The following is a 22594-nucleotide window of genomic DNA, read 5'->3' on the forward strand; positions in this document are numbered from 1 at the left end:
TTGTGGGCAGGTTGCTTACGCGTTACGCACCCGTTTGCCACTGCTCTTGCGAGCCGTTCGACTTGCATGTATTAGGCCTGCCGCTAGCGTTCATCCTGAGCCAGGATCAAACTCTCCATCGTAAATAGTTGTGTGATAAGTAAACCTATCACTGTGTCATTAGCCTTAATTAGTGCTAATCTACTTGATGTCAATACGTCAAAGAACTGAATCTCTTTCGAGATAGAGACCAACCTTTGTTGGCCTTATGTATTTGGGAGTGCAAAGGTACTCTTTAATTTCTGTTTAGTCAAGATAAAACTGAAAAATAATTTTTCGATGTATTTATCTAATTTCAGCCCTAATCAACTGATAATAAGCTTGTTTGTTACCACTACAAGCCCTTCTACCGTGTTTGGGAGTGCAAAGGTATGAGCCTATTTTGCTTTATGCAAGTCTACATTATAAAAAATTCAAAAATTATTTCTCTTCCATGAATGGGTAGCTGATATGTTTAGGCGCCACGAATGTTTCTTTAATAGTACGTGCTGATACCCAACGCAATAAATTAAGAGCTGACCCTGCCTTATCGTTTGTACCAGATGTACGTGCTCCGCCAAATGGTTGTTGGCCTACCACTGCGCCTGTAGGCTTGTCATTTATATAAAAGTTACCAGCAGCGTTTTCTAAAGCTTTTGCTGCTTGTCCGATAATGTATCTATCTTTTGCAAAAATAGATCCTGTTAGTGCGTAAGGGGACGTCTTGTCAACAAGTTGAAGCATTGCGGAAAACTCTGATGGCTCGTAGATGTATACTGTTAATACTGGCCCAAAAATTTCCTCACACATGGTTTTGTATTGAGGGTTTGTCACTCTTAATACCGTTGGTTCTATAAAATAACCCTTAGAGCTATCATGATTTCCGCCAGCTATAATCTCCACCTCATTACTTTGTTTAGCCTCGTCTATATATGTTGCAATTTTATTGAAGGCTCTCTCGTCAATCACAGCGTTTATGAAATTGGTGAAGTCCTCTACATCGCCCATTTTTATCTCACTTAGGAACTGCTTTATTTTAGCTTCGATTTCGGGCCATAGAGTTGATGGTATGTAAGCTCTTGAAGCTGCTGAACACTTTTGCCCTTGATACTCGAACGCTCCTCTGACTAAACCCGTAGCAACTTCGTCAGCGTTTGCGGATTCATGTACTAAGACAAAGTCTTTGCCACCCGTTTCTCCAACAATTCGAGGGTAACTTTTGTATTTATGAATATTAGCACCGATCGCTCCCCAAATTTTTTGAAAAACGCCCGTACTGCCAGTAAAGTGGATACCAGCGAAGTCGGGGTGGTTGAAGATTATTTCACCCGCTACTGGTCCATCTACATATATTAAATTGATTACACCATCAGGTAAACCAGCTTCTTTCAATACTTCCATGGTCACTTTAGCCGCCAATACTTGTGTGTATGCAGGTTTCCAAACGACTGTATTACCCATCATAGCTGCTGACGTTGGCAAGTTGGCAGCAATAGCAGTAAAGTTGAACGGGGTTAAAGCAAAGACAAATCCTTCGAGTGGCCGATATTCTGTTCGGTTCCAAACACCGGCAGCAGAATTAGGTTGTTGTCCGTAGATATCAGTTGCGTAATGGACATTGAATCGTAGGAAATCGATCAATTCGCAGGCAGCATCAATCTCCGCCTGGTATGCATTTTTTGATTGCCCAAGCATTGTGGACGCATTGATACGAGCTCGATAAGGGCCAGCAATTAACTCAGCAGCCTTCAAAAATATACTAGCTCGGTGCTCCCAAGGCAAGTTTGCCCAAGCTTCTTTTGCAGCTAGAGCTGCATCAATTGCTTGCGTAACGTGAGTAGTGTCTCCTTCATAAAAGTACCCCAACGTGTGTTGGTGATCATGAGGTGGGGTTACACGCATTTTTCGATCAGTACGGACTTCTTGCCCTCCTATATACATGGGTATGTCCGTTTCTTGCGAGCGAAATTCTGCTAAGGCTTGTTTAAGAGCCTTACGTTCAGGAGACCCAGAGCGATACTCTTTTACTGGTTCATTTGCTGGAGTAGGTACGTTAAATTGTCCAAAAGACATAGTTTGTTGAATTTCAATTGCGGAAAATTAATACCAACTCTTTTTAAGTGGCACTTTATCTTCAACAATTACGGATTTGATGAAGTGCCAAATTTTGTTAATTTATCATTAGCATCTGCCATTGTTAGTATAAAATAGACTTCACTTCTTACTTTTCTCTGTACTCCACTCGTTTTCATTGCATTGATTTACCGTACTTTGTGATCTTATTATTTTGCGTGAACATGCGTTTTTATAGCACGAATAATTCGCAGGTAACTGTATCTGCTGAACAAGCTCTTTTCCACAGCATGCCTGCTGATAAAGGGTTATACATGCCAACGCCTTTACCCTATCTGGGGGTAACATTCTTTCAAAATATTGCTAGTGAGTCGCTGGCCGATATTGGTTTTGCCTTAAGTCAGGCCTTGTTCGGTGATGAAATTGGTAAAGCTGACCTTGAAGATATTACACACAATGCTTTTTCATTTGACACACCAGTTGTTGAGTTAGAACCAGGAAAACTAAGTGTGTTAGAGCTTTTTCACGGTCCATCCCTTGCCTTTAAAGATGTTGGAGCGCGTTATATGGCTGCTCTGATGTCTTATTACTCGAAACGCAAAGACAAGGAAGTAAATATTCTTGTCGCCACTTCAGGCGATACAGGTGGAGCTGTAGCAATGGGGTTTCACAATGTTCCTGGTGTCCGGGTCTCTATTTTATATCCAAGCGGACGTGTTAGTGACTTACAAGAGAAACAATTGACTACTCTTGGTGGCAACGTGCAAGCGTTTGAGGTGGATGGTTCATTCGATGACTGTCAAGCCATTGTGAAACAAGCATTTATGGATGATGAGCTAAATGCAAATCTGTCTTTATCCTCAGCTAATTCTATAAATATATTTCGGCTCATACCGCAAGGTTTCTATTACGTTAGCGCTTATGGCCAAGTTAAAAAGTACAATAGGCCAATTGTCTTTTCTACACCAAGCGGCAATTTTGGCAATTTGAGTGCTGGTGTAATGGTTCAGCAGATGGGTTTACCGGTAGATCACTTTGTGGCAGCAACGAATCTTAACTACGTTGTTCCTTCATACATAAAAACTGGTATCTATTCCCCTCAGTCTTCAGTCGCGACGATTTCTAATGCAATGGATGTTGGCAGCCCTAGCAATTTCATCCGCTTGGCTCATTTATATGGAGACAATTACGACCGTTTTAAAAATAATATTAGTGGTTACTTCTATGATGATGAAGAAACTCGTGCCGGCATGAAACACTTCTTTAATATGTATAACTACGTATCTTGTCCACATACTGCTATTGGAATGATGGGTTTAGAGGCTTACATACGTGATACCAAACGGGACGTGGTAGGTATTGCACTGGCAACGGCTCATCCTTCAAAATTTAAGTCACTGGTAGAAGAAGTGTTGGAACGTCCAGTAGATGTACCAGAACGCTTGGCTGTTTTAGCAGATCTATCTAAAAGGAGCATACGTATCCCAGCGCAGTATGAAGTTTTTAAAGAATCGTTTTTGCATACTGTCCTGTAATATTTTTCTCAATAAGAAAGGGCTAAACCTACGTAGGTTTAGCCCTTTCTTATTGAGAAGAACCAAAGATCTTAATTTATAGTGTCTCCGCGTAACGCTCTAAAACGTTTTCGAGCTTCAGCGCCATAGATACTACCAGGATATTGGGTTAGTACTTTCTGATACGCTTCCATTGCTGCTTGTTTATCCTTTAATCGTTCTTCGTAGATTTTGCCTTGTGTAAATAACGCGTCATCCCCTAATATGTCGTTTGGATACGTAGTGATTATTTTCTTTAAGTCTTCAAGCGCTTCAGATTCTTTTCCCTGTTTCATGTATGTGTTAGCGCGTAACCACAATACCTCATCAGCTAAGCTGTGGTCAGCATACTTTGTCCACATTTGATTTAACTTATCCACAGCCTCATCCGTTTTGTTCTGGAAAAGTAACAAGTCTACAGCGGCATATTCCCGCATTGCGGCTTCAGTGCTATCCATTCCAGTGTTATCCACAATTAATAAGCTAAGCTGTTCAGCATCGTTAGCAATTTCACGAGAAGTGGCTAGCTTTAAGACATCCAAAATATCTTTCGAAACAGCAAAATCACCTTTGTAATAATGAAGTTTAGCGTTTTTGAGCTTTGCTTCATAGCCTAATAGTTCTTCTTTTTGGGATTTTTCAACTTGAGAATACAGTAGTGTCGATTCCCAAGGCTCCCCTTTTAGTAGGTATATATCGCCTTTATCGAGTTTACAACGATCTACAAAATTTTTGTCTGTTTTACCAAGGTCGATCGCCAGATCTAATACGGTTAAGGCTGTGTCCTTGCTATCGAGGTAGTTCCCATACAAATTAGCTGTGCTTCGCAAAGCCTCCAGTGTTTTGGCATTTGTACCAATTTCTTGAAGCATTCGCTGATAGTCGCTTATTAACTTACGTATTTCAGTTTTATCAACTGGATATGTGTTCTTTACTTGCTCCTCACGAGCGTTGATAACAAGCCGGCGTGCGAATGGATAAAGTTGTCCTTGTGGATAATTTGTGGTTATGTATTCGAATGCCTCTGCTGCGGTTTTGTATTCTTTATTGTTCAGGGCTAGCATCCCTAAATCATATACTTTCCCACCGTTCAACTTCAGTCTTTTATCAGTTGCCTTTTCTTGAAGTAACGCTCGACTGAATTTTTGTTTTTGTACAAAATACCATATTAACAGCTCATTGTAAGCCAGTTCATTCGGTTCTAGTTGAATTTTGCTATACAAAGCTTTTTCAACCAGCGGTTCTTCTTTTGTATTAATGAATCCTTGTAAGGACGCCAGCACCATTTCTTTCTTATCGGCCTGCTTACCGGTTGTTAATATTTCATCGATCGCTTTCTCGGTTTGACCTGTCGACCTGTACAACGTCATTAAATCTTCGCTGTAAGCCGCTGGCTCCTTTCCAACCTCTCGGGCCGTCTCCAATGATTTAATCGCCCAGCGGGCCTCTCCTGACTCAGAAAAGGCCTTGGCAATCTTTTCAAGTCTTGCTGTTGACGATTTACTCGATTGAATCGCTGCATTGTATTGTGCAGCCGATTGTATAGTGTCACCTTTCTGAGCGGCAAGCTGCCCAATCAACAGATCGTAATAGAATCGGTTTTGCTCATCACTACGCTGCTGCTTTCGCAGATATTTCAAAGCGTCTTCATCTTTATCAACTTTCTGCAAGCTTATCACATATTTTGACAAACGTGGCCAGGTCACCTCCGTTTTCAAAAGCTTAGCATACTCGTTAGCCGCTTTTTCAAACTCCCCCGCTTTATAGTACTCTTCAGCTAAGGTTGCTTCGCTTTGTGTCCAGGCCATTTTAGGCGATAACATCAACAACCCAACAATGATGATTAACCTTATTAACATTTTATATTAAGATCTTTTAAAAGAAACGTTATTATAACCATTAGCCTTGTGGATATGTGTACAAATAAGTTGTCCACTACTATTTCACCACTGTGTGGATAAAGATACCGTTTTTATTTACATCTGATCTGTACTTATCCACTTACAAATGTCTCATTTAAAAGTAAATAACATTTTATCCACAGTTTGTAAGTTTGTTATTTGTGGATTTGTGCACAAAGTTTGTCCACTAAACCAACTGGGGAAATTGTCTAGCGTAGCGGGTTGATATGTTGCTGTTTCTCCACAATACTGACGCCTTCATAATAGATTGTGGATTAACTCAGCACTAGTGCACTATGAATTAGCCCTTTATAGACACGTTATCCACCAGTATGTTAGGTTTATTCACATACTTATCTACACTAAACTTTCACTTTTTTAATTTAGAATAGACCTTTATTTAACTACAGACAAGTTGATCTTGTAAAGCTGTGTTTACATATCAACATTGCTTGAATATATAGATTAGACTCGAGTAATGGCCAGTTTGTTTTGCATAGTTGTTTGACGTCAAACCTACTCGAACACTTTTCAAATAATCTGTTTCACCCGATATATACTGGGTACTCAGCATAGCAATGTAAAAAGCATCGAATACCATTGGGCGTTTATCTATCAACTTTAGATTGTGCTTCTGAAACAGTTGTTGTATTGTTGAAGGAGTAAAATGATGTAAATGACGTGGTACATCGTATGCGGCCCAATATTGTTTGAAGAATTGTGCATCATAAGAGTCAGAATTTGGAACTGCTATCAGTAACGTTCCTCGGCTATCTAACAGCTCATGCAATTTGGAGACGGCTTCATTCAAGTCGGCAATATGTTCAAGAACGTGCCAAAGTGTAATTACATCAAATTTATTTGTATCCGAAAAATCGCTTAATCTCTGCTTTATTACTATCTGTAATTTATCGGCAGAGATTCTCCTGGCATCGTCATCCGGTTCCATGCCCATTACTTGCCACCCACCGCTTTTACAAATTTGTAAAAACGCGCCTGTGCCACATCCTACATCAAGTAAGCTACCAGCATTACCATTAAGCCGATTTATTAAATTTAGTTTTGAGCGTAGTGTGTAATTACGAACAGCTCTGTAAGCTACATTAATAAGGCCACTGCCTGAATCGTTATGGGATATATACTGGTCTGATTTATAATACGAACCTATGGATGAAGGGTCTGGTCTTGGATTCGTAAAACGAAAGCTGCAGGATTCGCATTGTTGTATTGTGAATTCTTGGCTGCTCACCAGATAATCTTTGCAAGTCATATAAGGCCTGAAGAGGTCCTTACCACAGACAGGACATTGAATTACGGTTTCCAATGGTATTAAATTGGTTTTATAAAAAAATGGTCCTAGCTGAAATATATACTTTCAGCTAGGACTTGATACACTCGTTTTACCGGCCCATATACACCAATAATATTGAAACATCCGAAGGACTCACTCCGCTAATTCGTGATGCTTGACCAATCGTTGATGGACGTAGACGCTTCAATTTTTCCTTTCCTTCAAATGATAATGCTTTAAGCTGGTCATAATCGAAGGTTGGGTTAATTGTTAGGCTTTCCCACTTATCTAGCTTTTGTGCATTTATTCTTTCGCGATTTAAATAGTCCTCATACTTAATTTCAACTACTGTTTGCTCGACAACCTCTTTTGTTACTACTGGTATCTCTGGAAACATTTGTAAAAGCTCTTCAACACTCCCGAATTCGATTTCAGGGCGTTTGAGTAGAGTATAGAGACTACTTTTTTCACGTAATGGTGCACTTTTCTTCGATTCAAGCCAAGTATTTACATCGTTAGGCTTCAGTTTCGCTGCGCGTATGTTATCAGTCAATTGCGCTACCTGTTCTCTTTTCTGAGTCATAGCATCATACCGTTCCTGCGAAGCCAGACCAATTGCGTAGCCTTTTTCCGTTAATCTTAGATCTGCGTTATCTTGTCGAAGAAGTGTTCGGTATTCAGCTCTGGATGTGAACATACGATAAGGCTCTTCAGTCCCCTTAGTTATTAAGTCATCAATCAAGACGCCAATATATCCCTCCGAACGTTTGATGATGAACTCAGCTTCTTCCTGAACATTACGATGCGCATTTATGCCGGCCATCAGACCTTGGCAAGCAGCTTCTTCATAGCCAGTAGTTCCATTTATCTGGCCAGCAAAAAACAGATTTTTGATCAGCTGAGTCTCTAAAGTTGGCTTTAATTGTGTTGGTGGAAAGTAGTCGTACTCAACTGCATACCCTGGTCTGAACATTCTGACATGTTCAAAGCCTGGGATTTTACGCATCGCATCGTATTGCACATTCTCGGGCAAGGAGGTGGAGAAACCGTTTACGTACACTTCTACTGTATCCCAGCCTTCGGGTTCGACAAATATTTGATGCCTGTCTTTGTCCGCAAAACGATTGATTTTGTCTTCAATTGAGGGGCAATACCTAGGGCCTAGCCCTTTGATTCTGCCCGTAAACATTGGAGACTTTTCGAAACCTGTCTTCAACTCATCGTGCACAGACTGGTTTGTATACGTTATCCAGCAACTACGCTGTTTATTTAGTTTGGGCGTGTTCAAGTAAGAAAATTTCCCGGGATCTTCATCGCCAAGTTGTTCTTCCATCAAATTGTAGTTCAAGCTTCTACCGTCTACTCGTGGCGGAGTGCCTGTTTTCATACGGCCTGATTCAAAGCCTAAGCTTACTAATTGTTCAGTAAGTCCACTTGAAGCTCGTTCGGCTGTACGACCTCCTCCGAAAACTTTTTCGCCAATAAACATTTGTCCGTTTAGAAACGTACCATTTGTTAAGACGACGGCGTTGGCTTTAAACTCAATACCCAAGCTAGTTTTTACGCCTGTTATACTACCTTGTTTGACTAATACCTCAGTTACGTTGTCTTGCCAAAAATCAATATTTGTGTTTTCTTCTAGTGCTTTTCGCCATTCCCAAGCAAACATATTACGGTCGCTCTGACAACGAGGGCTCCACATAGCGGGCCCTTTCGACCGGTTAAGCATCCGGAATTGAATCATGCTCTTATCACTGACGATTCCTGACATGCCACCCAGCGCATCAATTTCACGAACAATTTGGCCCTTGGCTACCCCTCCCATAGCTGGATTACACGACATCTGAGCTATGGTCTGCATGTTCATTGTAATTAGTAGTACCTGTGAACCCATTGTAGCAGCCGCATTTGCAGCTTCACAACCTGCATGCCCAGCACCTACAACTATTACATCATACGAAGAATACATCTCTGTTGAATTTATAAAAATGTTTCACGTGGAAACTTTTCACAAAGTTGATAAAAGTGATAACAACGTTTACCATCAATAATAGTTGAGCAACAAAAAACCGCCTACCTTCGTGCCAGGTAAGCGGTAATAATGATAAATCTATATTTACTTACTCACCTTCTGTAAATATTGATTAGCTTCTTTCTTATAAAACAAATTGTAGTTAGGCGTAACTGACCGTAAAACTTCAACTTGCTTTGTCTTATTTTGAAGACTAGTGGAGTCGAAAAAAGAAGGTGTACTACGTTTCGTTGACTTAGCAGTTTCAGCTTGCCGCTTTGGATCTTCTTCCTGCTGCTTCAATGCTTTCTCCGATTCAAGCAAACGAGTTAATATTTCATTTTGCCGATTGATAGTGTTCGGATTAACACGCTTGTTAACTAAGTCAGTTTCGGTTTCATCCATTTTTTCCATAAGGTCCTGAACCTGCTTTTGCTGTTGCTTACCTGCTTCAGTACCTTTTGCGTTTTCTTCTAGCTTCTTCAGCATGTTACGGATCATAGCTTGTTCCGCAGCCATTTGAGATAACTCTTCAGAAAGTCCCCTACCCGACTTACCTCCTTTTTGCATTTCTTTCATCCGGGCATTAAGCTGCTTCTGCATTTCGCCCATTCCACTGGGATTGTTACCTTTCTTACTACCTTGTCCTTGTCCAGGCATGGCCATGGCGTTCATCTGCTGTTGCATATTCTTTAGAACATCGCTAAGCATAAGAGCAAGGTTATTTATAGAAGTCATAGCAAACTGTTGTTTAGAGGCAGCCATGCTTAATCTTCGATCCTTAAGTTGTTGAACACTTTCATCCATGTATGACTTCATATTCGTCAACTCCCGAGTTACGAAAGATTGAATTTGAACGACACGGCTGGCTAATGCATTTAAACTGTCTTCTATAATTTTTGCATCATCCTGTAACTTGAGCTGCTCTTGAGAAAGCTTCGTTACTCGAGGGTCTTGAAGACTCATACCTCGAAAATCTTTCATAACGCGTTCTTGTCCGAACGATAAAGTAATTAAGTTTTCGAGTATATTACGCAGATCATCCATGTTTTCCTGCATCTCTTGCATTTCAGATGACTGCATAGACTCCTTCATTGACTTACTCATAGCGCGCATAGATTTGGCCGCTTTGCTTTGAGACGATGAAGCTTTCTTTCCTTGGTTCTGCTTCATCTGTTTCATGGCTTCTTCCATTTGCTTTTCAATCTCCTTTTGCTCTTGTTCAGTAGATTCAGGCTTGTTCAAATCATCTTTCTCTGCCTGCTTCTCAATCTCTTTGAGTTGTTCTTCTGTGTTCTTAAAATCTTCCTGTGACTTTTCCTGTTGCTTTTGCTGCTCTTCAGTAGTCTCATTCTTCTTAGCGCTTTCTTCTGCCTGCTTGTCAAGTTGTTCAGCTTGCTTCTCTAAGTTTTCAGCCACGTTATTTACCTTTTGCTCAAGCTGCATTTGTTTGAAAAGCTTTAAAGCTCGGTCTAGATCACGTTCCATATTACGTTCCTTACGGCTCAAACGATCTAGCATGTCCGATGCCTTTTCATCCTGTTTGCGTTCTAGTAACTGCTTTAGCTGTTCATAAAGCTGCTTCGATTCAGGGTCAAGAAGTTCGTTGAAAAGCTTCTGAAGCTGCTCCATTTTATCTTGAAGCGCCTGGTTTTTCTCGGCAAAACGCTGTTGGGTATCGTTAGTTTTTTGGAACTGCTCCTGTAACTTCTGCACTTCTTTCATTAGCTCTTCGCGTTTTTGAAGAACATCCTGGAGCTGTTTCTTATCCTGAAAGTCAGACGATTTTTTAGTACGCATCCGATCTTCCATCGTGTTCAATTCTTTTTTGATCTCCTGTGTCTTGCTTAACGCATTGTCAATTTGCTGCTCGGTTTTTTCAGCAGACTGATCAACCTGCTTCTGAATTTCAGCATTGGTAGGAATAACAAAATTCAACTGATTAGAACGACTTGACTTAGGACCATTTACCCCATCGTTGTCCCAAACTTGAACAAAATATTCTAAACGATCTTCTTGTCCTAACTTCAAACTGTCTAAGGACCAGTTATATACAAAATTTTGTGAGGTAGTCGAACGGTTAACTGGAATCTCCTTCGAGTATAATGGAGATTGCTTTCCGTTCCTATTTATCTTGTAATTAAGACGAAGTTTAGAGAAACCATAGTCATCAGAAACTAAACCAGATAAGGCAATGTAATTGTACGTTACTGTATCTTGTATCCTATCTACTGAAATCTGAGGAAAGCGATCTGGTATAACCTGCACGTTGTACTGAATCGTTGAAGGAGTACTGATCTGACTGTTTTTTAATGACACTGTATAAGTAGCATTTTGCATGAGTCGACGATCAACAGAGAACGTATTATCATCAATTAATCGAGCTGCCGTCGGCTTGGGATCAGTATTAAAGCGAAGCTGGAGCGAGTCGGTGTGGTCTGCCGCAAATTCCCAATGAACAACGGTTCCTTGGGGTATGAGAAGATTACCTACATTTGATAACTGCTCGGTTGGTTTATTAAGATACCCTGGATAATCAAGCTTAACGTTGAATGATAACACGGCTGGACGATCGATCAAGGATACATTATAGTTAGGAGAATTAAACCCGGCTGCTTCTAGATGAAAGTCTAAACTGCGCTGAAGATTATCAAAAGTATAGCTAAACTGGTTTCCGGATTGGTCTAACTTAAAACGAGTGCCATTCGCTACTACGTAAACTGTTTGAGGTAATACGTCGCCAGTCAGTTTCACTGTCAGCGGAAAGTCTTCGTTACGAAACGCTTTCAACGATTTATTCAATACAACAAACTGAAACGGAGCTTCCTCAACAAACTCCTTATTGTAGTTAACTAACCGGGTCGACGATTTGGTAAAAAAAGACGGATTGACAATTAAAATTGCCAGAATCAAGGCCAGGGGTGGAATCGCATACTTTAGGAATTGTCGGTTACGACTTATCTGAATAGCGCTGGCAAAACGATTGATGAGAAGTTGTTGAGACCGCTGATTTAAACTAGCCTGAAGCAGATCGCTTTGGTCAGCAGTAATACGTTGTAGTTGAAGAGTGTTTAGCAACTTATCTCCTACTTCAGGAAAATAGGTGCCAATTTGCCGGGCTGCTTCATCGTTTGATAGTGGTTTACTAAGCCCATATAAGCTCATCAGTGGCCGAACAATCAAAAGGTAGAAGCCTAGCAAAATGGCTAGCAAAAAGCCAAAAAACAATGCTCCGCGACCTACAGAATTAAATCTACCAATAAACTCGGCAGTATTAATAACCAAATAGCCTGTTCCTAATAAGGCTACAAAAATCAATATGCCTTTGACTAGCTGGTTTAAGAAGTAACGCTTTTTATATTCATCAATACGTTGCAATAACGTAGTGTAAGAGTTCGAAGACTGCATAATGATTCAGGTTGAGCGATTAAATCAATACAGATTGAAAATACCGAATGATATGTTCTTTTAAAAAAAACTCTTGGGTAAGCAAATCACCATGCGGAATAGGCTTGGCCAACTCCCACTGTGGCCATCCATCTTTGTCATATCCACTGAAGGTATAGTAACCAGATTGGCTCAACACCCGACATACAGCAATATGCATTAAGTCCTGTTTCACTTCTTTAGAAAAGCGCTTAGGACCTGTACCTAACTCTTGTACACCAATTAAAAATAAAACAGCGTTGAGGTCAGCTGGGCGCTTACCAACCAACGTTTGTAGTTGGTTGAGCAGGTCTTCCCATAACTCATCTATAGACTTTTCGTTCACAACAACTTACCTAGTTATTCTTCTTTCTAAATTACAACGATTTCTATTAATAAACGAATGCCCGCCATGTTTCGGTCTATCAAATCTCTAGTGGATGACTTCACTAATTTGCTCTTTCTAACCCCATGTATTGGGTGTGGCAATTCGTTAAGCATTAATGAAAAAATTTTATGCACAAGCTGCCGTATAAAGTTGCCAGAAACAGGTCAGCATCGTACTCCTTATGACCAAAATCTCCTCAATAAGTTTGCCGGAAAAGTACCAATCAAGTTTGTGGCTTCATACGTATATTTTTCCAAGGGAAGCACTATCCAAAAATTAATTCATGCTATCAAGTATAAAGGTCAAAAAGAGGCTGCTAAAGAGATTGCGAGTTGGTACGGATATCAGTTGAAAGCAGAAAGTCAGCTTGTTAATGACATAGACGTAATAATTGGCGTTCCGTTGCACAAGAGCCGATTGGCACAACGAGGTTATAATCAGGCCGACTACATTGCAGAAGGATTATCAGAGTCGCTAGACATACCGATGAGGACTGGTGTTCTGGTACGTAATTATTTTAAGACCTCTCAAACTCGTAAGAACCGTATTGAACGTTGGGAGAACGTGAAAACGGTTTTTAAAGTGGCAGCTCCCGAAGAAGTGAAAGATAAGAATGTGGCGCTGGTAGATGACGTATTAACAACGGGAGCTACTTTAGAAGCATGCGCTGTTGAACTACTTAAAGCTGGATGTCAGTCAGTCAGCGTTCTTACAATAGCAGCTGCTAAGTAAGCCACGCTGCATAGTCATAAAACAAAAACGGTCATTCAGCAATGAATGACCGTTTTTACATCAACTGTTAGAAATTTCTGATAATAACTAGGCTTATTTGTTTCGGCCAACACCAATCATAGCGCAACGGAAACCAATCATTGCTGTAGCCGAATCCTGATCCAAGAACCGTCGCGTACCTGGCGATAACCAATAAGCTACGTCATTCCAAGAACCACCTTTATACACACGGAGCTTATCGTCAATAAGCGACTGTTTGTTCTTGGTATCGTAGTTCTTGGCATCATCGAGATAACCGTTCCGGCGAATCGGATTCAGGTCGTTCACGTCCTGATAAGACAGTGGACGATACACGTCATATACCCATTCATTTACGTTACCAGCCATGTTATACAAACCAAAGTCATTGGCAGGGTAAGCATAAATCTCTGCGGTAATAATAGCGCCGTCATTAGAACGACCAGCAATACCAGCATAGTCACCACGGCCACGTTTGAAGTTAGCCAGCATCTGACCTTGCTTACGGCCCTTTTTGGGGTTACGTACCGATGAGCCATCCCAGGGGTAAATGCGCTGGTTAATCTGGTTTTCGTCCATGTACTGCGTTCCGATCAGGGCTTTAGCGGCATACTCCCACTCGGCTTCAGTTGGTAGGCGGTAGTCGGGCAGAATCAAACCACTCTCTAAGCTTGGTTTTGGCTTGGCTGAAGCAATTGGGTTGCCGGCCGAATCAGTGGCGGCTGCTTCTGCCAACGCAGGCTCAGCCGTTTTTGACTTACGCTTGAGGGAGAAACCACCCCCTTTTTTCTTTTCGCCCCCCCCTTTCGCTAATTCGTTGTTCACCGCATTTGACCGCCAAACAGCGTAATCGCTAGCCTGTACCCACGATACGCCCACTACTGGGTAATAGCGGAAGGCTGGGTAGCGAAGATACTGGGTTACGTAAGAATCGTTAAACGATAGCGGGTTGGCCCAAACGGTTGTGTCGGGCAGAGCTGCTTTAACTACCTCTTCGGAAGAGTCGCGGGTGATAGCGTCAAGATATTCAAGGTAGTGAACGTTCGCGATCTCAGTCTCATCCATGTAAAAGGATTGGATCGACACCGTCCGTTCACGGTTGTCACGGGTGTTCATTACGTCCTCTTCAAGGGCACCCATTGTAAAACGGCCACCTTCAACGAAAACCAGGTTTGGCCCTGCTTTCTGTCCCGCAAATTTTTTGACTTGGAAACCGTCTTTCTGGTTATAAGCAATCCCCGTCGCCGTACTCTTCTTCCCTGGCTGCACGCTGGTCGGGTGCTTGGACTTACAAGATGCCAGTGCCGCCATTGCCAGCAGCACATAAGCCGCTCGTTGCAGGTGATACTTCTGAATCATTGCTCTATTTTGTGTAAAACGTAAATGCAAAAATTGTGATTAACTCGTTAACGCACCCAAAATTTCATTTAGCTGCTCGACAGAATACACGTCGACATGTGTAATAATGGGCCTGCCTTTCGACTCTTTTAACGAACATTTGGTTGGATTTCGCTTGATGTAGTCAATTACCTTGCCAAATTGGTCGGATTTAAAGAAACTGTCCGCAGTCCGGTTATCATTCCCGTTAGAAACGAAGTAGCCCTTCATGATATTATTCTTAAGCACCAGTTTTTCAAGGTATAATTGCTCAGCTTTCCAGCGTACATTAACCATCTTAATCAGGTTCTCAACTTCTTCAGGCATCGGCCCAAAGCGATCAAGCACTTCTTGCCGAAACGCCTGAAGCTCTTCGTTGTTTTGAATACTGTCTAAACGGGTATACAGCGCCAGTCGCTCTGATATGTTAGACACATATCGCTCGGGAATAACGACCTGTAAATCGGTTTCAATGACTGTATCAGGAAGGGCCAATTTAAAATCGCCAGGTTTTGTCTCGAATAAGTCCTTAAACTCGTTCTCTCGCAGTTCCTGAACGGCTTCGTCTAGTACCTTATGATACATCTCGAAACCAAGGTCATTTACAAAACCACTTTGTTCTGCCCCTAGTAAGTTCCCCGCTCCCCGAATGTCGAGGTCACGCATGGCAATCTTGAAGCCCTCGCCAAGATCTGAAAAGTCTTCGAGGGTTTGAAGCCGCTTACGAGCATCAGCGGTTAGTACAGATGGCGGTGGCGTCATCAAATAACAAAACGCTTTACGATTAGAACGTCCGACACGACCGCGCATCTGGTGAAGATCAGACAGGCCGAAGTAGTGAGCGTTGTTAATAATGATCGTATTCGCGTTCGGAATATCCAGTCCTGATTCGATAATGTTGGTCGAAACCAGAACGTCATATTCACCTTCAATGAAACGAGTCATTACGCGCTCCAGCTTATCGCCTTCCATCTGTCCGTGAGCTACGCCGATACGTGCTTCCGGAACAAGGCGCATAATTAGGTTACCAATTGATTCAATGTCATTAACACGGTTATGAACAAAGAAAACCTGCCCACCACGTCGAATCTCGTAACTGACAGCATCGCGAACGGTTGCCTCATTGAACGGATGAACTTCCGTTGTAACAGGCTGGCGATTTGGCGGTGGTGTTGCAATAACCGATAAGTCACGAGCACCCATGAGCGAGAAATGGAGCGTTCGGGGAATCGGCGTAGCAGTAAGTGTCAATACGTCTACCTCAACGCGCATTTCTTTCAAGCGATCTTTTGTCTTTACGCCAAATTTCTGCTCTTCGTCAATAACTAAAAGACCTAAGTCTTTAAACTTAATGTCTTTATTAACGATCCGATGCGTACCGATGAGAATGCCAATTTCGCCCGAAGCTACGCCCTTTAAGATCTCTTTTGTCTGAGTAGCCGTCCGAAAGCGATTTATGTACTCAATTTTCACTGGAAAGTCGGCCATTCGGTCTGTGAATGTCTTGAAGTGCTGCATGGCCAAAATGGTCGTTGGCACTAACACAGCTACCTGTTTATTATCCGTCACGGCTTTGAAAGCAGCTCGAATGGCAATTTCGGTCTTGCCAAAACCTACATCGCCACACACTAATCGGTCCATTGGGTGTGGACGTTCCATGTCGTCCTTCACATCGTTAGTAGCCTTGGCTTGGTCCGGAGTGTCCTCGTATAAGAACGACGATTCAAGCTCCGCCTGTAGGAAACTGTCACGGCTATACGCATAACCCGGAGCCGTGCGACGCTTGGCATACAGAGCAATCAATTCCCGGGCAATATCTTTAACCTGCTTCCGGATGCGTGACTTCTTCTGTTCCCATTCCTGCGAGCCAAGCTTACTCATCGTTGGCGGACCACCTTCACGACCACTGTATTTAGCGATCTTGTGCAGACTATGGATACTAACGAGCAGAATGTCGTTGTCGCGGTAAATTAAACGAATGGCCTCCTGTTCGTTGCCAGCATGGTCTACTTTTTCAAGACCCGCAAATCGGCCAATACCGTGGTCAACGTGCGTAACATAGTCTCCCGGCTGGAGTGTTTTTAACTCCCGAAGGGTAAGCGCTTTTGACTTGGAAAACTTGTCCTGAACGCGGTATTTGTAGTATCGGTCGAATATCTGGTGATCCGTGAAACAGGCTATTTTGAGTGCATCATCAATGTAACCTTCACGCAAACCGATGTTCATAGGCTGAAACTTCACGAACGGGTCAAGTTCCTCGAAAATGGTTCGTAGTCGATCGAGCTGTTTGAACGATTCAGCCGCAATAATATTTGTATAGCCTTTCGACTGGTTTTCGCCCAACGTATCAACCAGTCGCTTGAAATCTTTATTAAATGACGGCTGAGGCTTGGAATTGTATTGTTGACGGCCTTCGGTTTTGAAATAAAACTTGCGACCAAATTCTACCGTTCGAAATCGCTTTACCTCGTTAAGGAAAGTCCGGCGGGTTTCAAACAAATCGCCAGGGTCTGAAACGACTTGAATACCGCCACTATTAGCCACTATAGAAGCGAAGCTTTGTTCAGCTTTCTCATAGCACTTCTCAATTATTTCCAGCGTAAACTCAACATCTTTCGCCCAAATCGTAGTGGCTTCGGGTAAGAAGTCAAAAAATGGCTCTCGGGTTTCTTCAACTAGCTTAGTTTGGATATTCGGAATAATGTTGATAAAATCAACGGGGTCGGTTGATAACTGCGATTCCGGATTGAATTTGCGAATGCTTTCCACCTCGTCGCCAAACAAATCGATTCGAAATGGGAATTCACTGGCAAACGAGAATACGTCAATGATTCCACCACGTACCGAAAATTGACCGGCTTCGTAGACGAAATCAGTTTTTTCAAATTCGTAGTTCTGAAGAAGTTCAGATACGAAATTAGTGTCAAGCTTCTCCCCCACCCGAATCGTCAGCGTATTGGCCTGTAACGATCGTTTGTTGATAACTTTCTCCGATAAAGCTTCTGGATACGTTACCATTAATAAGCCATCCTTAGGAGCCGGATTAAGCTTGTTAAGTACCTCAGCCCGCATTAGTACGTTGGCGTTTTCAATTTCCTCGTACTGGTACGGCTTTTTATAGGACATCGGAAACAGCAACACCTCTCGACCCAACAAATTCTGCAAGTCATTGAAGAAGTAAGCAGCTTCATCTCGGTCAGTCAAAACATACAGATGATTTCCTCCAACCGACTTAAAAATAGTCGATGCAAATACAGCGTCTAAGCTACCGGCCAACCCTTTGACCTGAAGCCGTTGCGGATCGCTGGACGGCTTGCGACTAAAGGGCTCAGCCAGCAATTTTATAAAACTATCGTCGGCATAAAGGCCGAGCAACTCATCTGGTTTCAAGCTATGTTCAGGTTGTAATTTTCTAACACGAAAAGCCGCTGGAAGGCTAGTTCCGGCGGCATTAGGTTAACAGCAGCTAAAGGAAATTTGTTGCAGTTTATAAGCTTAGTTCACATCCGCCAGCATAGCGTAGTCAATGCTTTCCTGATCGAGCGCCTTTCGGATACGGGGGCTGTCTTCAAAAACGACGACGATCTCCTTTTTATCAGTTGTTTCGTCCTCATCATCAACCCATTTCCAGTCTTCCGCGGTTGCGTCGAGGATGTTTAATACACTGCCCATCTTGGCTGGATCGCGCTCTTTGCTAATCAAGTCATTGGTGTTGGTGAAATACAGAACAATCCGTTGGTCTTCAAGCCATTGCAGATCATTTAACGAATCATTGAGCGCATCCAAATTGAAACCAAAATCAGGTATTTCGAGCAGATCAGCCATTTCCTCATAAAACTGCCGGAGTGTAAGCGTCTTTCGTCCGTCGATGTGAGCAATGAAGTAGTCGGAAAAATGGGCTTCTAGTTCGCTTTCAGACTGACTAATAAATACGTTTGGTGTCATTTGATTTCAATGAATGAGTTGTAATGATCTCGGGTAAAATACGCCCGGTTATCTGAACCAGTAACTAAGCGTTCAACACCTCGGTTTTGCCCTTTTATTTTTGGATTAACATCCCACTCCTGGTATCTAATTCGTCGACCCGATGCATCCGTTTTAGGTAAATGGTTTTCAAAATTACCGAATGTGCGCCCGCCAACGTAGCCATTAGGAGCGCGCCCGTTCTGACGAATATAATCTAGCACCTCCAGCACCTTTGCCGGAACGTCGCCTATCTGAGCATCAGTTGTTGTTAAGGACTCCTGAGCCTGATACTTGTTTTCAGCAGATTTTTGATTGTGCCGGTGATGTCGATGGTGCTTTGTATGACTACCTGCCGACTTGTTCTGAGACTGAGCGGCTTCGGTTGTACGCTCGTGTTGGTCGGTACGACAGCCGGTACTGAGTAAAAAAAGGAGTAGTAACGTAATGTACCAGAAACAGCGAAAGGAATAGGTAACCATGGCTCCGTTTAATAACGAGCCAAAGTTGATTAAAAACTCTTCGTCCACAAAAAAAGCCCTCTGTTTATGAGGGCTTGGTTTGTATCAATTTAGTGAGAAGAGTGGAATTCGAGCTGCGACCATGTTATGGAACATCAGCTCAGTAATCATTGGCGTCATGTATTTGATGAGTGGAAATTCAGAAATCGATTCCATAACTTCTAATTCCGAATCAGCCTTGAAGATGCACCAAAGTTTCTGCCGATCTACTGATAGTGAGTAAGAGAGCAGAAAGCCTTTTTCCATCAACTCTTCCACTTTAAGCCGCTGTGCGGGGATGCGGTTCGCAAAACCTTCGTCCATTACATTCGGAAGGTCGAATTCTACCATATATTGGCTCATAAGCAGTATTGTTGAATGTGAGCCCAGCGGCAGTTAGGCGGCCAATCCCTCCTGACTGCCCCCAGCTATAAGCAAGTTAACAATCTTTAGCTCATCTTCGTTGATCGAATGCGGAAAATTTGGATACAGTTTAGTCGTTACGTCGGCGCCCATGACCTGAAATACGGCCTCTGATTCCAGAACACGCTCTTTCGGAATATGCGAATCTGTATCACTGCATCCCAAAAAGATTGGAGTCTTATTAAACGACCCGTCATAACGCCGTGGAGTACCTGGCGGACCAATCAAACCACCACTTAAGCCAAAAACTCCTCCATATTCCATTGCATTACGAGCCACAAACTCCAGCATCAGGCAAGCGCCCTGGGAGAAGCCAAACCAATGAATCTGTGGCGGTTTGAAGTTGAAGTCCGATTGCAAACGAGCACGGAGACTGGCCAAAACCTGCAAAGCTGACGATAAAGAGGGTTCGTTTTCCTCTAAGGGCCGAATGAATGAGTAGGGATACCACGTATTGTTAGTCGCTTCGGGAGCGATGAAGGCAAAATCTTCGTCTTCTATGTATTGCGACAACGACAGGATATCCTGCGCTGAACCTCCGCGTCCGTGAACCATCACCATCACTTTACTGGCTTCTTCAAGTGGCTTCCCGGCGGTACGAATATTATTAGGGTTATGAATCATCCGAATACAGTTTTTAAACACATAGAGAATACAGAGATCTTTCTATGTATTCTCTATGTATCCTCCTTCTCTCTGGTTTTATTTAACCTCTATTTTGGGTAACTCAGCTTCCAGTGTAGCGCGACGGGGCTCATATTGAGGAGGTAGTTTCAAGTTAGTACCTAACTCTGCAACTGGCTCATCAACGGCAAATCCTGGAGGGTTTGTAGCCACTTCAAAAAGAATTCCACCCGGCTCCCGGAAGTAAATGCTGTGAAAGTAATTCCGGTCCTGAACTGGCGTTACGTGGTAGCCCGCATCAAGCAAGTGTTGCTGAATAGTAAGTTGAGTTTCATCAGTGTCTGTCGAAAATGCGACGTGGTGAACCGAACCCGCACCCTGCAATGCCCGTGGTTCGTTAGAGGAATGAAGGACATCTACGTAATTGCCAGGCCCGCCATTGCCAGCTTTGAACCGAAAACGACCTTCCTCCTCCCCTACTAATGTGTGTTGCATTGTCTCGGTAAGCAGTTTGACTGTTCGATCAGGATTCGCTTCGTTCAGGGTAACTGTGTGGAAACCACGTACCGCGTATTCGGCTGGAATACGGCCGTTGTCCCAAGCCGGGCGTTGATCTTCATCGTTGAAAACCAATTCAATGCCCATACCGTCGAAGTCTTCGAACCGCAGATACGTTTCCGAAAAGCGTTTGTAAGGTCCAGCGTAAGGAATGTTACGTTCCTGCAAGCGGTCCATCCAGAAGCTCAAGGATGCGGTTGGCGCTGAAAACGCAGTATATGTTAGCTGTCCAGCCCCTTTACGACCGCGCGGGATGCCACCATACGGAAAGAACGTCAGGATTGTACCGGGTGAACCAGTTTCGTTACCGTAGTAAAGATGATACACATCTGGTGCATCGAAATTAATCGTTTTTTTGACTAGGCGTAGGCCAAGAATGTCTGTGTAGTAATCTACGTTACGTTGTGTGTCACCGGCTAAGGTTGTAACGTGATGAAGGCCATTGATGAGGGTTTCCATGCGTCTGAAAGTTAGAAATGGTTAAAAATGTTTTAATTTGAGATTTATATGTAATTACATTTGATGTATATACATTTAATATGGCTAAATTGTTCCATAAAAAAAGTCCGAAGTGTAAGCTCCGAACTTTTTATGATAAACGAGTGCTGATTATTCCATCAGAAACGGATAATCGGGCTGCATATAAACGTCTTTGTATGCTTCTTCTGCTGGAGGATACGGTGATTCTTCGGCAAATTTGACCGATTCATCTACAATCCCCTTAATTTTCTGATCAATTGCATTTAGCTCATCTTCTGAAGCAATCCCTTGCTCTAAAATCCGGGTGCGAATTTGTTCAATTGGATCGCGCTGCTTATACTGCTCAACTTCTTCTTTCGAGCGGTATTTTTGAGGATCGGACATTGAGTGGCCCCGGTAACGATACGTGCGGAATTCTAAAAAAGTTGGCCCTTCGCTGGCACGAGCACGTTCTGCCGCGCGGCTAACGGCTTCGTGAACTGCCTCAACATCCATGGCATCTACCGGCTCCGACGGCATGTCGTAAGCCTCAGCCAGTGTGTACAGGTCTGTTACGTTCGATGTACGAGCTACCGACGTTCCCATGGCATAACCGTTGTTTTCAACAACGAAGATGACAGGTAGTTTCCAGAGCATGGCCATGTTAAAGGCTTCGTGAAACGCTCCCTGCCGAACAGCGCCATCGCCCATAAAACAAATGCAAAGGTTGCCGGTCTTGTTGTATTTCTCGGCAAAAGCGATGCCTGCTCCCATTGGAACCTGAGCACCAACAATGCCGTGGCCGCCCATGAAGTTTACCGACTTGTCGAAGATGTGCATCGAGCCGCCTTTACCCTTCGATGAACCCGTTTGCTTAGCGAATAACTCCGCCATAACGGCTTTCGGATCAGAACCGAGGGCAAGTGGAATGCCGTGGTCACGATAAGCCGTTATCCATTTATCATCTTTTGTCAGAGCCGAATATGACCCCGACGAGGCAGCTTCCTGACCAATATACAAATGGCAAAAGCCCCGAATCTTCTGCTGTCCGTAGAGTTGCCCGGCTTTCTCTTCGAATTTCCGCTGCAACTGCATAGACTCATACCAGTACATATACCGCTCCTTCGGGTGCTGCGCTTTTGCAGCTGCTGGAGCCTTGCCGTTCTGTTTGGCGGTTCCCCGCTCGGATTTCTCTTTGACGCTTGCCATGAGGAATGAGTTCGATAAAATCAGCAATCGCTGTGCTGACCGTCTATGAGGTCAATTAACCTAACAAACC

16 protein-coding genes and 1 rRNA gene are annotated in these 22594 nt (G+C 43.0%); 2 read left to right on the top strand and 15 right to left on the bottom strand.

Translation table 11 applies throughout. The features are described 5' to 3' along the window. A 16S ribosomal RNA gene (locus ACFSUS_RS25265) occupies positions 1-122 on the bottom strand; the annotation flags it as partial. A gap of 337 nt (positions 123-459) precedes the next feature. Beyond that, entirely contained in the window at positions 460-2091 is a 1632-nt protein-coding gene (gene pruA / locus ACFSUS_RS25270; protein WP_381527148.1) for an L-glutamate gamma-semialdehyde dehydrogenase, read from the bottom strand. A 224-nt stretch (positions 2092-2315) separates the two neighbouring features. Here pruA and thrC point away from each other — a divergent pair, with 224 nt between their 5' ends. Continuing rightward, a complete protein-coding gene (gene thrC, locus ACFSUS_RS25275) occupies positions 2316-3626 on the top strand; it encodes a threonine synthase (protein ID WP_381527150.1) in 1311 nt (436 codons plus the stop codon). Between the two features lie 71 nt (positions 3627-3697). Here thrC and ACFSUS_RS25280 read toward each other — a convergent pair whose 3' ends face one another. The 5 genes from ACFSUS_RS25280 to ACFSUS_RS25300 form a co-directional block, all read right to left on the bottom strand. Next, positions 3698-5452, bottom strand: a complete 1755-nt coding sequence (locus ACFSUS_RS25280) for a tetratricopeptide repeat protein (RefSeq protein WP_381527152.1) — start codon at positions 5450-5452, stop codon at positions 3698-3700. A 535-nt stretch (positions 5453-5987) separates the two neighbouring features. Further along, positions 5988-6869: a class I SAM-dependent methyltransferase gene (locus ACFSUS_RS25285; RefSeq protein WP_381527154.1), complete on the bottom strand. Its 882-nt coding sequence runs from the start codon at positions 6867-6869 to the stop codon at positions 5988-5990. A 76-nt stretch (positions 6870-6945) separates the two neighbouring features. Further along, a complete protein-coding gene (mnmG, locus tag ACFSUS_RS25290) occupies positions 6946-8805 on the bottom strand; it encodes a tRNA uridine-5-carboxymethylaminomethyl(34) synthesis enzyme MnmG (protein WP_381527156.1) in 1860 nt (619 codons plus the stop codon). Positions 8806-8952: 147 nt separating this feature from the next. After that, positions 8953-12255, bottom strand: coding sequence for a DUF4175 family protein (locus tag ACFSUS_RS25295; RefSeq protein ID WP_381527157.1), 3303 nt, complete (start codon positions 12253-12255; stop codon positions 8953-8955). A gap of 19 nt (positions 12256-12274) precedes the next feature. Continuing rightward, on the bottom strand, positions 12275-12619 hold the full coding sequence (locus tag ACFSUS_RS25300) for a hypothetical protein (protein WP_381527159.1): 345 nt from the start codon (positions 12617-12619) through the stop codon (positions 12275-12277). A 66-nt stretch (positions 12620-12685) separates the two neighbouring features. Between ACFSUS_RS25300 and ACFSUS_RS25305 the strand changes: the two genes are divergently transcribed. Next, positions 12686-13393, top strand: coding sequence for a ComF family protein (locus ACFSUS_RS25305; RefSeq protein ID WP_381527160.1), 708 nt, complete (start codon positions 12686-12688; stop codon positions 13391-13393). Positions 13394-13486: 93 nt separating this feature from the next. On the opposite strand, the gene ACFSUS_RS25310 is transcribed toward ACFSUS_RS25305, so the two are convergent. The 8 genes from ACFSUS_RS25310 to pdhA all read right to left on the bottom strand — a co-directional run bounded on the left by ACFSUS_RS25310 (position 13487) and on the right by pdhA (position 22524). Then, on the bottom strand, positions 13487-14770 hold the full coding sequence (locus ACFSUS_RS25310) for an SUMF1/EgtB/PvdO family nonheme iron enzyme (protein ID WP_381527161.1): 1284 nt from the start codon (positions 14768-14770) through the stop codon (positions 13487-13489). A gap of 39 nt (positions 14771-14809) precedes the next feature. Then, complete coding sequence (gene mfd / locus ACFSUS_RS25315) at positions 14810-18178, bottom strand: transcription-repair coupling factor (protein WP_381527163.1); 3369 nt, start codon at positions 18176-18178, stop codon at positions 14810-14812. Positions 18179-18283: 105 nt separating this feature from the next. Next, positions 18284-18733 (bottom strand): barstar family protein, encoded by a 450-nt coding sequence (locus ACFSUS_RS25320; protein WP_381527165.1) that lies wholly within the window; start codon positions 18731-18733, stop codon positions 18284-18286. Further along, positions 18730-19281 (bottom strand): ribonuclease domain-containing protein, encoded by a 552-nt coding sequence (locus ACFSUS_RS25325; protein WP_381527167.1) that lies wholly within the window; start codon positions 19279-19281, stop codon positions 18730-18732. The genes ACFSUS_RS25320 and ACFSUS_RS25325 overlap by 4 nt, the downstream gene beginning before the upstream one ends. Before the next feature lie 36 nt (positions 19282-19317). Next, entirely contained in the window at positions 19318-19614 is a 297-nt protein-coding gene (locus ACFSUS_RS25330; RefSeq protein ID WP_381527169.1) for a muconolactone Delta-isomerase family protein, read from the bottom strand. Between the two features lie 33 nt (positions 19615-19647). Next, positions 19648-20298 (bottom strand): alpha/beta hydrolase, encoded by a 651-nt coding sequence (locus tag ACFSUS_RS25335; protein WP_381527171.1) that lies wholly within the window; start codon positions 20296-20298, stop codon positions 19648-19650. A gap of 78 nt (positions 20299-20376) precedes the next feature. After that, positions 20377-21315: a ring-cleaving dioxygenase gene (locus ACFSUS_RS25340; RefSeq protein ID WP_381527174.1), complete on the bottom strand. Its 939-nt coding sequence runs from the start codon at positions 21313-21315 to the stop codon at positions 20377-20379. A 150-nt stretch (positions 21316-21465) separates the two neighbouring features. Next, positions 21466-22524 carry a pyruvate dehydrogenase (acetyl-transferring) E1 component subunit alpha gene (pdhA, locus tag ACFSUS_RS25345; RefSeq protein WP_381527176.1) on the bottom strand — a complete coding sequence of 353 codons (1059 nt, stop codon included), beginning with the start codon at positions 22522-22524 and terminating at the stop codon, positions 21466-21468. Positions 22525-22594: the final 70 nt, after the last annotated feature.

Source organism: Spirosoma soli (assembly GCF_042684525.1).
In the GTDB taxonomy this organism is placed as follows: domain Bacteria; phylum Bacteroidota; class Bacteroidia; order Cytophagales; family Spirosomataceae; genus Spirosoma; species Spirosoma soli.

Excerpts from the sequence above, each read along its gene's own strand:
- ACFSUS_RS25295 (WP_381527157.1), bottom strand. The coding sequence starts at position 12,255 with ATGCAGTCTTCGAACTCTTACACTACGTTATTGCAACGTATTGATGAA.
- ACFSUS_RS25340 (WP_381527174.1), bottom strand. The coding sequence starts at position 21,315 with ATGGAAACCCTCATCAATGGCCTTCATCACGTTACAACCTTAGCCGGT.
- ACFSUS_RS25280 (WP_381527152.1), bottom strand. The coding sequence starts at position 5,452 with ATGGCCTGGACACAAAGCGAAGCAACCTTAGCTGAAGAGTACTATAAA.
- ACFSUS_RS25335 (WP_381527171.1), bottom strand. The coding sequence starts at position 20,298 with ATGATTCATAACCCTAATAATATTCGTACCGCCGGGAAGCCACTTGAA.
- thrC (WP_381527150.1), top strand. The coding sequence starts at position 2,316 with ATGCGTTTTTATAGCACGAATAATTCGCAGGTAACTGTATCTGCTGAA.
- ACFSUS_RS25305 (WP_381527160.1), top strand. The coding sequence starts at position 12,686 with ATGTTTCGGTCTATCAAATCTCTAGTGGATGACTTCACTAATTTGCTC.
- pruA (WP_381527148.1), bottom strand. The coding sequence starts at position 2,091 with ATGTCTTTTGGACAATTTAACGTACCTACTCCAGCAAATGAACCAGTA.
- ACFSUS_RS25320 (WP_381527165.1), bottom strand. The coding sequence starts at position 18,733 with ATGACACCAAACGTATTTATTAGTCAGTCTGAAAGCGAACTAGAAGCC.
- pdhA (WP_381527176.1), bottom strand. The coding sequence starts at position 22,524 with ATGGCAAGCGTCAAAGAGAAATCCGAGCGGGGAACCGCCAAACAGAAC.
- ACFSUS_RS25310 (WP_381527161.1), bottom strand. The coding sequence starts at position 14,770 with ATGATTCAGAAGTATCACCTGCAACGAGCGGCTTATGTGCTGCTGGCA.
- mnmG (WP_381527156.1), bottom strand. The coding sequence starts at position 8,805 with ATGTATTCTTCGTATGATGTAATAGTTGTAGGTGCTGGGCATGCAGGT.
- ACFSUS_RS25330 (WP_381527169.1), bottom strand. The coding sequence starts at position 19,614 with ATGAGCCAATATATGGTAGAATTCGACCTTCCGAATGTAATGGACGAA.